This window comes from Calditerrivibrio sp., assembly GCF_049968475.1.
GTDB classification, from domain to species: domain Bacteria; phylum Chrysiogenota; class Deferribacteres; order Deferribacterales; family Calditerrivibrionaceae; genus Calditerrivibrio; species Calditerrivibrio nitroreducens_A.
In genome coordinates, this window is the sequence record NZ_JBMFQS010000009.1 from 57,262 (window position 1) to 69,538 (window position 12,277).

A 12,277-nucleotide genomic window follows, 5' to 3' on the forward strand; every position below is an offset into this window, starting at 1 on the left:
AATGGGCACACAAGGTGCCCTTCGTTATTTAAAATAGTTTCGTTAAAAGTTCAGCCACCCTATTTGAATAACCCCACTCGTTATCATACCAGCTAAATACCTTCACACAGGTTCCATCTATTACCTTTGTCAGAGGGGCATCAAAAATAGATGAATGTGGGTTACCATTGAAATCAGTAGACACAAGCTCAGAATCTACATATTGAAGTATCCCTTTCATTTCACCCTCTGCAGCTTCTTTTATTGCCGCATTAACTTCTTCTTTGGTAACAGTTTTTGAAACATTACAAGTAAGATCCACTAAAGAGACGTTTGGAGTAGGAACTCTGATGGCAAGACCATCCAGCTTCCCTTTAAGCTCAGGTAAAACTAATCCCACAGCTTTTGCGGCACCTGTTGATGTAGGGATCATGGACAGGGCAGCAGCTCTTGCCCTTCTCAAATCTTTGTGAGGAAGGTCCAGAATTCTTTGATCATTTGTATATGAATGTATTGTAGTCATTAAGCCATTGATGATTCCAAATTTTTTATGTATAACCTTGGCTACAGGGGCAAGGCAGTTTGTGGTACATGATGCATTAGATATAATGTGATGTTTATTTTTATCATAAGCTTCAAAGTTTACACCTAAGGCAACTGTTATATCTGGATCTTCAGCTGGAGCAGAAATCACAACCTTTTTGGCACCGGCAGTAAGATGCTTTGATGCTCCTTCCCTCTTTGTAAAGATACCAGAGGATTCAAGCACAACATCCACCCCAAGATCTTTCCATGGAAGCTGAGCCGGATCCTTTATGGCATAAACCTTTATAGTCTTGCCATTTACAATCAAAGAATCATCCTTATATGATACCTCAAGGTCAGCAATACCATGAACAGAATCATATTTTAACAAATGCGCAAGCGTTTTTGCATCAGTTAAATCATTGATGGCAACAAAATCAATATCAAGTTTTTTAGCGTATGCTGCTCTAAAGGCGCACCTTCCAATGCGACCAAATCCATTAATTGCTACTTTTAGACTCATCTTTTTCCTCCTGTTTTTCTATAATCTGCTTAATATATAATATCTGTCCGCTTAAAAAGTCAAAAACTTTTTTCAATTCTTCGTCATCTATTTTCTTTTTGTTGTTTATAATATTCAAAAGTCTTTCCATTGAATAGAGTGATTTTTTTGCCATCGACTCAATTTTCGACTCATTTTCTTCATGTTTCCTGGTGAAATTCTTTATTGTGGTAAGTGCCTTAACAAGTTTTATTTCAAGCTCCTTTTTTTCTCCCCTAAGCTTAAGTAGTTCATTTACAGTGTCCTGCTGAACCAACGTATTTAGAACAGAGGTTAACTTAGCTATTTTTGCCTTAGCGTTCTCATATTCATTTGAAAGATCCTCATAGGCTTTTTTCAATGCACCTATTTCATTAATAGACTCGATATTTTTTCTACTTATATGTACCAACTCCTGTTCAGATTTTCTCAAAGATTCCAGTATTTCGTATTGATGTGTAATATCGTTGATATATTCACCCACCTCTATCAAATTCCCTTCTTGATCAAATATGGGAAACATACTCTGCTCAAAAACAAATTTAACGCCGTCTTTTTCATAATGGATATGTTGTTTGACACAATTTTTGGTTTGTTTTATCTCCTCATATTTACACCATTTACATGGCTCCGGAAAATTATAAATCATTTTAAAACATTTACCCCCCACCAGCCGTGGAAGGTTTGTCTCTCCAGCGAATTTACCCGCAGCAAGGTTTACGTTATTCAGGTCATAAATTGTATCCATAGAGAAAAATGGCATATTAAAACCATCTATCAGTTTAAGCATCTTCTGACGACTTCTTTTAAGGATTGATACACTCTCTTCGAGGCTTTCCAGCAGCGTCTCTTTGGCGCTTAAAAGTTCATTAAGACGATTAACCTCCTGCTCTTTTTCATTTAATTCTTTCTCACATACATTCAATTCATCCCTTAAAAAGTCTATCTCTTTGTTTAACTGAACAGCTCCCACCTTGAGTTCCCACAGATTTTCAAAAAGAGAAGAAATAAATTTATTAAGGTATTTTCCATCCTTAGAGTCCTGAATTATCACCACAACTTGTTTATTCTGAATATTTAACCTAAAAAAATAAAAAGTCAGAATATTATTATTCTTTCTGAATAGATAAAGGCTAATGCTATCGTTTAAAAGATGTCGTTTTAAAAAATCTGGAATCTCAGTGTTTACAAATCTACCATTGCTATAATACCTGAAAATAGCTTCATCCTGATAGTAAACAAATATATTTGTAAATTCTTCAAGATTGAGATAGGCTAATAATTGCTCAATATCTATCATTAAAATAACCCCTTCGAAAGAACATAACAGTCGACCTTCTTGGCTCCTGCTCCTTTCAACATTTTGGCACACTCATTTAAGGTGGCTCCTGTAGTTATTATATCATCCACCAATAATATTTTCAAATCCAAAAGCTCTTTTCTGGGGATAAAAGCTTCTGACACATTTTTTAATCTTTCTTTCTTTTTCAATTTCCATTGATAAGAAGTGTTTCTTACTCTCTTTAAAAGTGGCTCACATGTTGTCATGTAAATGTCTGATAGTATAGTAGCTATATACTCCGCCGGATGAACAAATCTCCTGAATCTTCTAATAAGTGTTGATGGCACATAGGTTATAACATCATATCTATCCATTTTCATGAGATTTTTCCGCACCAATTCATCAATAAGCCTGTATCCCTTTAGATTATAGCGAAATTTTATTTTTTTTAACACATCTTTTATCACCGTAGTATACCAAAATGGGATAAATAATTTATCATAGTAGTTTGATTCCAGACAGTTTCGACAAACCTCTGCTTCAATGTTTAAAGGATAGCCACACAACTTACATCGATGGATAACCTTTTTTATCTTATAAAAACATCCTTTGCAAATACTTTCTCTATACTTTACAACAGCAGAACAATGTAAACATTCCGAATAAAATATCTCATCAAACACAACACACTCTTGACAATTTTTTATAAAAATTATATTACCAGATTTAGAAAATAAATCAAGGGGCTGTAGCTCAGCTGGGAGAGCGCATGAATGGCATTCATGAGGTCAGGGGTTCGATCCCCCTCAGCTCCATTTTCTAAGCTCATTACCTAATACAGATCGTATCATAAAAACTGGATAAACTTTAGTCTTAAATGGATTTTTGAATCTCAAATGAAACAAAAATTGGTTGTACCTTATCTTCACAATTCCCCCTTATATTTTTTTAAAACACCAGATTCAATAAATACAAACTTGTGTATATGATTCATTTTATTACACGGTTTTTATTAAGTAAACAGATATTTTTTAATTGAATTTAAAAAATAGAGAAAAATCAAATGATTCAAACGTTCATCGAGCTTTAAGCATTCCTCATTTTTACCGTTAAAAAATTTGATAGAATTACTATCATTTGTCTTAAATCTTCATCAGTAACATCTGGATTAAAAAGCTTGTCCAGAATATAGCTGTTTGACACAAACTTTTGTACGTATAAAGTATCCATTTGAGATGTGGGTAAATCACCAAAGAAATTTGAAAATTCTTCCCTCATTGGTACTTTCCAGACAGTATATCTCATTTCGAAAGGAACCTGGCTTTCCTTTAAAAGTGTAATACTCTTTTTTACCTTTTCATAGCCATGATCAACTCTGGTGATATATTTGAAATCGTCATCTTTAAAAGCCTTTATGTCAACTGCAACATAATCCACAAGCCTTTTATCAAGTATATCTTTTAACCTTTCGGGAAAAGTTCCATTAGTATCAAGCTTTATCTCAAAGCCAAGATCTTTTAAAAAATAGAGAAAATCTCCCAAACCGGAATGAACAAGGGGCTCCCCGCCGGTGATAGCTATATTTTTCAAGGGAAGTCTCTTTATTTTATCCTTTATTTTCTCAAGATCTGCTGGTTTTTCCGTTTTTAGTACAAGGCTTTTATTGTAGCAATACCTGCACCGCAGGTTACAGCCAATGGTAAATACGGTGCAGGCAACCTTACCGGTAAAATTTGTGAGGGATACGGTTTCAATCTCTGATACCGGTAATGTCCACATTGAATACTATCCTATCTTTAAATTCTTCCTGTTTACCATCGTTCCAATTTTCCACAGGTCTATGATAACCAACCACCCTGCTGTAAACCTCACACTTTTCCCCTTTTACCTCTAAAAGTTTTTGCTCAATATCTTTAATCTGCTCTTTCATAAAATCACCCCCTTTTTTCAGAAATTTTTATATCATTTAAAATTTCGTTTATCTTTTCTTCTCTGCATTTTGGACAATACTCGTGGGCACCTTTTAGATATCCATGCACGGGGCATATGGAAAATGTTGGTGTTATTGTAAAGTATGGTAATCTATATCTACAAGAAATCTCTCTTATCAGAGATTTTAACGCCAGAGGATCCTCCACTGCTTCTCCCAGGAATGTATGGAAGACTGTGCCCCCTGTGTATAATGGTTGCAAATTATCCTGATGATCCAGCGCTTCAAATATATCAAGCTTACTATTCACAGGTAGCTGAGTGGAATTGGTATAATAAGGCTTTGAGCTACCGGAGGTATATATGGTGGGGTATTTAGTTTTATCTATCTTTGCAAGACGATAACTTGTCCCCTCGGCGGGTGTAGCCTCAAGGTTGTACAACATATCATCCTCCTCCTGGTAACTTTTAAGCTCATCATTCATAAAATTTAAAACCTTCACAGCAAATTCCAACCCTTCATCCGTATCCACCCCTACCCCTATGAAATTCATCAGTGACTCGTGCATCCCTATGATCCCAATTGTGTTAAAATGATTCTTCCAGTATAAACCACTCTGATCTTTTATCCCCCCTAAATAAACTTTAGAATAAGGGTACAGCCCCGATTCTGTATACTTTTCCAATACTTTCCTCTTTATCTTTAAAGACACCCTTGCTATCTCCATGAGGGTTTTAAGTCTATAAAAATAATCATCCTCATTCTCCGCCAGATACCCTATCCTTGGTAGATTAATTGTCACCACCCCTATAGATCCCGTAAGGGGATTAGCCCCAAAAAGTCCACCTCCCCTTTTTCTCAATTCTCTATTATCAAGTCTGAGACGGCAACACATACTCCTGGCATCTTCGGGGGACATATCACTATTCACAAAATTCGCAAAGTAAGGTATGCCATATTTCCCGGTCATCACCATGAGATTATCCATCACCGGATTATCCCAATCAAACTCTTTTGAGATATTATAAGTAGGTATCGGAAATGTAAATATTCTTCCTTTGGCATCCCCTGCGGACATAACCTCAATAAAAGCTCTATTTATCATATCCATCTCTTTTTGAAACTGTTCATATCTATCTTCCGTATACCCTCCGGCATAGACAACCGCTTCATTTTTATACATTTCAGGAACCGTAAGGTCAAATGTGAGATTTGTAAAAGGGGTCTGAAACCCCACCCTTGTGGGGACATTCAGATTGAAGATAAACTCCTGCATCGCCTGTTTCACTTCGTCGTAGGATAAGTTATCATAAGCCACAAAAGGTGCCAATAAAGTATCAAAATTGGCAAAAGCCTGTGCCCCAGCCGCTTCCCCCTGTAGGGTATAAAAGAAATTGACAATCTGCCCCAGAGCTGTCCTGAAGTGCCGCGGAGGTGCACTTTCAACTTTTCCAGACACCCCACCAAACCCCCTCAAAAGGAGATCTTTTAAATCCCATCCACAGCAGTACACAGAGAGAGATCCAAGATCGTGCAGATGAAAGTCACCATTTACATGGGCATTTTTAACATCTTCCGGATATATCTTATTTAGCCAATATTTTGCAGTAATGGATGATGAAATGAAATTATTGAGCCCCTGAAGTGAAAAGGTGGTATTACTATTCTCTTTTATCCGCCAATCCGCCCCTTCCAGATACTCATCAAGTATATTTTCTATTTCACCAAAAGCCTGTTTAATTTCCCTCAAATCTGCCCTCTGTTTTCTGTATAGGATGTAAGCCTTTGCAGTCTTTGCATGCCCGTTTTCTATTAATACCTTTTCCACAATATCCTGTATCTCTTCCACAGTCACAGATCCCACAGGTAAATACTTTTCAAAGACAATATTAACAACTTTATTTGATAACTTCGCCGCCAGCTGTCTATCTTCCCCCCCCACTGCTTTAGCCGCTTTAAAAATGGCATTGGCAATCCTTTCCACATCAAAAGATACAAAACGACCATCCCGTTTTATTACTTTTATATTCATTTCACACCTCTAAAAAATTTTAAAAAAATATATTGTTATTCTGGACTATTTGAAAATATTTATAGGCAGGCTTCTCATTGTTACTATCCTCCGTAGTGTTATTTTGGCTGTGTATCCTGGCTCACCTTCATCCTACTCACCAGCCTTCCCACCTATCAAAAGGCAGTGGCTAAAATGGCTTTCGTCCAGCTCACAGTTGCGGGGACAGCGCCGGATTTTCACCGGACTTCCACAGTATACTTTAAAATATCATAATCATAATTTTTAGTCAACAAAAAATCGTTTTACATTTTTTTCATTATTTTTACAACAAGGCCAACTATCTTTAACAATTTAATGTTTATTCTTAACAAGGAGGTGTTTTATGAAAAGAAGAGATTTTCTTAAATTTTCCGCAGCAGTCGGTCACTTTTCACATCAGCTGGATATCAGGAACTACGTAGACAACACCGATTTATTCAAATATATGACAAAATTCTTTAAAATTAACTACAAAAACCCCCAAATGACAGCAGAGGAAGCGAGATCTTTTCTAAAATCTGTTTCAATGAAAGAATGGCAGGAACATCTAAGGTTGCACATATCGTAAGAATGGGGGACTCCCCCCTTTTTTGTCAATAATTTTACATTAAAATGAAATTTATATTACAGTTTAAATGTAATAAAACAATAAAAAATTCAGGATATTCATATGAGTCAAAATGGAGAACTAAAATTTTTCGTAAACAATCCTTTTGGAAAAGGAGATGTGACGGGTGGCATTGAAACAGAGCTTCAAACCTGTGTAATAGGTTCGAGAGACAACGTCGATCTTCCTTTACATATAAGAAACTCCAGTTACTATAAAAATCTGCACAAAAGAACCAAAAATGGTGAATATAGCCCTAAAAAACTTCAGGAACTTGATAAGTTTTTAAATGAAAACAGAGACAACACCTGGGAAAACAGCTACGTATATTTCAAAGATAGATATCTGAACAATTTCGCAAAATCTGTTCTGGATCATGACCTATTATCAGATAAAAGTGATCCGTTATCCGGAAAACGATCCGATATAGAAAAATTTATATTTTATAAAAATGGTGAAAAGTATTGGCGATTTCCGGTGAGTTATTTTTTAAAAATATCCTTTGCTAATTATATTGGGGAAGACAATATTCTAAATCAGCCCTCCAAAAATATCCTCAAAAAGCTTTTAGATAGATTTTCAAATGACAACACATCCCCCGAGGTAATATCTTTCTATGTGGTGAGCGAAACTGAAAATTTTGCAGATAACCTTGCAAAAGAGAACTGCAAAAGGTTTCTTTTCACCCAATTACTTACTATTTATGGTATTAAAAAGTTTAAACTTGAAGAAGAAGGGGAAAGGGTTATGGTTTATCATTCACCCTTGACACCATTAAGACAAAAGAGGCTGAATGAACTGATTCCAGATTCCCTCTACAGGGAGCTTTTCATAAGCCCATGCCTATCAGGATGGGATAGAGGTGAGGAGAAAAAGAGATACATGGAATTATGCCACCTCTCCCTATCGAGAAGCTATCTAAATACAATCGGAAAGCTAAAAGATGTAGGAATTATAAAAAACAATCTAATCATTTTACCAAATACTTCCAACACTTGTCTTACAAATAACGGGATACATATCAGTATCGGAAGTAAGCTGATTACAGATAAAGTAAAATCGAGTAATACAAGGTTTTACACCATTGCTGAAAAACACTATTCTGATCTTGTGATAAAAATAGTTGAACATTTCATACCATTAATAATACAAAACTATTCGGCATCACCTTACAGAATCCCTTTCAGGGATCTGCATCCGGAAAAGATTCTTGGTTTTCTTCCACACGAACTTGATTTTACTCACATAAGAATGCTTTACCGCAGATGGATGAAGAAATGTTTCAATAAAAGATTTGGAAAAAGGTTTTATCCTTTTGGACCTTTATGGATAGATAATACAATCGAAAAGATTTTCAATCTAAAAGGGGACACCGTACCAGATTTCAGGCTGATAGATTATTTTGTGGCTTTGATGAGTACAGACAATTCCCCGGCCTTCGATGGAACACTAAACAACCATGCAAAACTCAAAAAAGAGCTCCACGAAATGGGGGTTTTTGACGAAAAATTGTCTTTTTATACACTATTTAGGGGCAGAAGTGTGAATGAAAATGGTTATAACGGTTTTGAAGGAAGATTTTACAGCTGTTTTTACGATTTAAGGGAAGATACAAAACATGTGTCAAATCTTCAATGGCTCTTCATAGCCCTGGCTTATAAATTAATTCTTTCTGGTTCCATAACCCACCAGGAGATACCTGATGATCCTTTCGTAGAAAGTGAAAGACGCCAGTTGGTATTTGCAGCGGCAATTGGGATTCCAACTGTATATATAAAAAAAGACACAAAAAACATTCTAATCAGGTCAATTATCTCCCACTGTAAAAATACGAGAATAAGTAAGAGATATCCAGAGTATATCAGGGTGGAGCTGAAAGACTATCTCAATGCTGTTATAAATTTCATAATCAAAGAAGGCAAAGATCTCTTAGAAGGTCTTGATATCAAAGATACCATTGATGACGTGACCGATAGAGTCAACGGTATAAAAAAAAGCACATATATTAGAATGATAGAGCCTATTTTAGAAAGTCACAACGTTAAGTATCCTATAGACATCGACGCAGATCTTTTTAATAGAGAGCTGGAGTCCTTCTACAGAAACGAACTCAGAATTAAACATATAAAAGATGGATTCAAAGCCCTACTGGACGACATCTCATTAAAGATGAATGATAGCAATAGATTATCAAAATACTCCGAAAAGATATCACAATTTTCCCAGATCTATCACACCATAAAGAGTAGTGAGAATAAAGTCATAGATGAATCGATCGATCTGACCACCTTAAAAGAATTAATCTCAATTATGGCTATAGATTTTATTTCAGAGCTTGAGAAAGATCATAGAGGTGAAGTATGCAGCATTGCTATATAGAAAGATCCACTGGCAAAATAATTCCTGAAGAATTTATAGGTGATAAGTTCATAAGGTTTTTATATTCAAAGGTCAGGGAAAACTCCCAATTTATGTTTAACCTTGCAGTAAATAAAACAACCACCAAACTGCTAAAATTTTTGAAATATGACAAAAAACTCAGCCGTAAAGAGATTGACTATTATATCTCTATGCTAAAAATCAATCTGGATGAGCTTTACGATGATCCGAGTCAGTTTAAAACCCTTTCAGACATTTTTGAAAGAAGAATAAAATATTGGGATAAAAGACCTATGGATGACTCCTTTGATGTAATAGTATCCCCCGCCGATTCCAAAATGATATTAGGTAGTCTATCGAAAGACTCACTTCTTTGTCTGAAAGATAAGTTTTTCACCCTTGATGATCTTCTCATCAAACCAAAATGGGTGGATAAATTCATACACGGTGACTATACCATATTTCGACTCACACCGGATGAATATCACTACAATCATCTGCCAGTATCTGGAATAATTATCGATTTTTATGAAATTGAAGGGAAATTCCACTCCTGTAATCCCTATTCAACTATCACTGTTGTAACACCTCTATCAATAAACAGAAGAGCTGTGACAATAATCGACACTGATGTCCCTAATGGCAGCAATGTGGGTCTTGTCGCTTTTATCGAAGTGGCGGCGATGATGATTGGGAAAATAGATCAAAGATATTCTGATGTTAAATATGAATCACCTGTGGAGATGAAGGAGGGGTTATTTTTGAAAAAAGGGCAACCCAAAAGTGTTTATAGACCTGGCAGTAGCACCGACGTGGTGTTATTCGAAAAAGGGAGGATAGAATTTGACGACGATCTAATAGCTTTTTCCCAAAATAGTCATAATAAAAGCAGATATACTTATGGATTTAATATACCAATTACTGAAATTAAGATAAAAGTCAGAGAAAGAATAGCCACCAGGGGGAAAATATGAATTTTACTCTACTCATTTCTTACATAATGACGTTGATAATACTAATCATTTTAATAAGATATCTACCAAAGGAGAGGTATCAATTCATCTTCACCATACCCTATAAAAAATTGGAGGATGGAAGATGGCTGGGGAAAAATATTACATATTATGGTTTCTTCAATGCATTGGGTTACACAGCAGGTACCCTTGTCACCACAGCATTACTTCTATCATTTGGATTAAGCTTTTTGCAGATCTTTCTAATGATCCTTTTTGTCTTCATAATATGTATACCTTCCTCAAAACTTCTGGCCTACATTATAGAAAAATCTCCCCACGGTTTTACTGTTGGTGGGGCGGTATTTGTGGGGGTGCTGGTATTACCAGTGGCCATTTACCTCTCTTTAAAACTGACAAATTTCAGCATAGAATTTAAAAATCTTATTATACCAGTATATGCGGTCATATCTGTTGGATATCTCATGGGGGAAGGTATCGGTAGACTTGGATGTCTGAGCTTTGGTTGTTGCTATGGGAAAGAGATTACAAAAGTGAAATCCAACTTTTTAAGATCGTTCTTCGAAAGTTTTTATACTGTATTTCACGGTGAATGCAAAAAGATATCGTATGCCTCCGGAGGTTGTGGTGTCAGGACTGTACCGGTTCAAGCTATTGCCATCTTGCTTTATATCACCACTTCATTTGTATCCATCTTAATGATATTAAAAGGGTTTATAATTTCATCCCTTATTACATCAACCTTAATAAGTCAGCTTTACAGGTTTTATTCTGAATTTTTGAGATCTGATTACAGAGGTGTAGGTAAAATCTCTTCCTATCAAAAAATGGCAATATTAAATATAATCATCATCTTCATATATTGTTACATATTTAATGGAGATGTTATCTACCCTGAGATTCAGAAAGCATTGCTGGAGATCTTATCCTTAAAATTTTTAATCTTTGCATTTTTTATATTTTTAATGACATTTTTATACACAGGTCTAAGCACAGCCACATACTCGGTAATAGAATTTAAGGTGGTGGAAAAGTTAAAACAGCTACCGCAAAAATCCTGAATAGAAATATTCCCCCAACCCAATGGTATAAAGTAAAAATCCATACAGAAAATGCTCTATATATACAAGAATTATAGATCCACTTCTAATATAGGTGATGGAAAAAAGGTAACCTCCCACTAGGGATAATAAAATCGAAACAGGATGAAGGTAAAGAATATGACCAAAAGCAAATAGTAAAGCACTTAGGTGAACTACTACCCTATTATTTTTAAAGATACTGCCATATCTATGAAAAATTAGAACTCTGTAAAGAATCTCCTGTGGATAAACAGCTAATAATCCATACATTAGTACTATAATTATCCAGGTGGAAAAATCTTTTTTCAAAAAATAAAACATACGGTCTGGAAGAAGGTTTAACATAAACAGATATAGAATAACAGTAAATATAAAAACCTGCAACAGTAGCCTTATATATTCAAATTTATCATCTGGAAACTTATAAAGATTTTTAATGTCAAATGTATCATCCTTTTTCAAAAGCCAGAAAGAAAAAAGTCCCCCCGCAAGAATCAGAAAAAGTGGAGAAGCTTTTACAAAAAAAGCAAAGCTTAGCGGTATCAAAAGAAATACCACCAATATCTCCATAACAACATAAAATCTTTTTTGATTTTCCAGCGCTAATATTTTTGAATTTTCCATATAATTTAGTTACTACATTTTTTCAAAATTGTACCAATATCCATACTATTTTTACATTTTTTTTACACATAAATTTGTAATTTATTGTCAGATATGAGTTCATGTGTAAATTCTTTTTCAAGAAAAATTAAAGAAATTTTATAGAATAGGAAAGTTTAAGGTTCTACGTTCAACGTTCAACGTTCCAACATCTTAACGTTCTAACCTTCAAACTTTTCTAACCGAAATAAACAATATTACGATATTTTCTACTAAATTCCATTCCTATCAAATAAATCTCATCGTATTTACTCTGATATTT

The 12,277-nt window shown here is 35.0% G+C and carries 9 protein-coding genes, 1 tRNA gene, 1 pseudogene and 1 riboswitch; of the genes and pseudogenes, 5 read left to right on the top strand and 6 right to left on the bottom strand.

From position 1 onward, the window contains the following. Positions 1-28: 28 nt before the first annotated feature. From gap to ACP5Q2_RS08220, 3 genes are read right to left on the bottom strand one after another with little or no spacing between them, the layout of a single operon-like run. Positions 29-1,027 (bottom strand): type I glyceraldehyde-3-phosphate dehydrogenase, encoded by a 999-nt coding sequence (gene gap / locus ACP5Q2_RS08210; RefSeq protein ID WP_424605809.1) that lies wholly within the window; start codon positions 1,025-1,027, stop codon positions 29-31. After that, positions 1,005-2,345, bottom strand: coding sequence for a PAS domain-containing protein (locus ACP5Q2_RS08215; RefSeq protein ID WP_428099067.1), 1,341 nt, complete (start codon positions 2,343-2,345; stop codon positions 1,005-1,007). Before ACP5Q2_RS08215 ends, gap begins: the two co-directional genes overlap by 23 nt. Then, positions 2,345-3,010 carry a ComF family protein gene (locus ACP5Q2_RS08220; protein ID WP_428099070.1) on the bottom strand — a complete coding sequence of 222 codons (666 nt, stop codon included), beginning with the start codon at positions 3,008-3,010 and terminating at the stop codon, positions 2,345-2,347. Before ACP5Q2_RS08220 ends, ACP5Q2_RS08215 begins: the two co-directional genes overlap by 1 nt. A gap of 59 nt (positions 3,011-3,069) precedes the next feature. On the opposite strand from ACP5Q2_RS08220, the gene ACP5Q2_RS08225 reads away from it, so the two are divergent. Then, positions 3,070-3,142, top strand: a tRNA-Ala gene (locus ACP5Q2_RS08225). A gap of 271 nt (positions 3,143-3,413) precedes the next feature. On the opposite strand, the gene ACP5Q2_RS08230 is transcribed toward ACP5Q2_RS08225, so the two are convergent. Both ACP5Q2_RS08230 and ACP5Q2_RS08235 read right to left on the bottom strand, forming a co-directional pair. Further along, positions 3,414-4,106, bottom strand: coding sequence for an anaerobic ribonucleoside-triphosphate reductase activating protein (locus ACP5Q2_RS08230; protein ID WP_428099072.1), 693 nt, complete (start codon positions 4,104-4,106; stop codon positions 3,414-3,416). Next, a pseudogene (locus ACP5Q2_RS08235) lies at positions 4,078-6,289 on the bottom strand (ribonucleoside triphosphate reductase). Before ACP5Q2_RS08235 ends, ACP5Q2_RS08230 begins: the two are co-directional and overlap by 29 nt. An 88-nt stretch (positions 6,290-6,377) precedes the next feature. After that, positions 6,378-6,558, bottom strand: a riboswitch (cobalamin riboswitch). Between the two features lie 95 nt (positions 6,559-6,653). Between ACP5Q2_RS08235 and ACP5Q2_RS08240 the strand changes: the two are divergent. The 4 genes from ACP5Q2_RS08240 (at position 6,654) to ACP5Q2_RS08255 (ending at position 11,331) form a co-directional block, all read left to right on the top strand. Beyond that, on the top strand, positions 6,654-6,878 hold the full coding sequence (locus tag ACP5Q2_RS08240; RefSeq protein ID WP_428099074.1) for a twin-arginine translocation signal domain-containing protein: 225 nt from the start codon (positions 6,654-6,656) through the stop codon (positions 6,876-6,878). Positions 6,879-6,980: 102 nt separating this feature from the next. Next, positions 6,981-9,296: a hypothetical protein gene (locus ACP5Q2_RS08245; protein WP_428099077.1), complete on the top strand. Its 2,316-nt coding sequence runs from the start codon at positions 6,981-6,983 to the stop codon at positions 9,294-9,296. After that, a complete protein-coding gene (locus tag ACP5Q2_RS08250; RefSeq protein ID WP_428099079.1) occupies positions 9,278-10,270 on the top strand; it encodes a phosphatidylserine decarboxylase in 993 nt (330 codons plus the stop codon). The genes ACP5Q2_RS08245 and ACP5Q2_RS08250 overlap by 19 nt, the downstream gene beginning before the upstream one ends. Next, positions 10,267-11,331 carry a prolipoprotein diacylglyceryl transferase family protein gene (locus ACP5Q2_RS08255; protein WP_428099082.1) on the top strand — a complete coding sequence of 355 codons (1,065 nt, stop codon included), beginning with the start codon at positions 10,267-10,269 and terminating at the stop codon, positions 11,329-11,331. The genes ACP5Q2_RS08250 and ACP5Q2_RS08255 overlap by 4 nt, the downstream gene beginning before the upstream one ends. Here ACP5Q2_RS08255 and ACP5Q2_RS08260 read toward each other — a convergent pair. Then, positions 11,314-11,976 carry a CPBP family intramembrane glutamic endopeptidase gene (locus ACP5Q2_RS08260; RefSeq protein ID WP_428099084.1) on the bottom strand — a complete coding sequence of 221 codons (663 nt, stop codon included), beginning with the start codon at positions 11,974-11,976 and terminating at the stop codon, positions 11,314-11,316. The genes ACP5Q2_RS08255 and ACP5Q2_RS08260 overlap by 18 nt on opposite strands. Positions 11,977-12,277 lie beyond the last annotated feature (301 nt).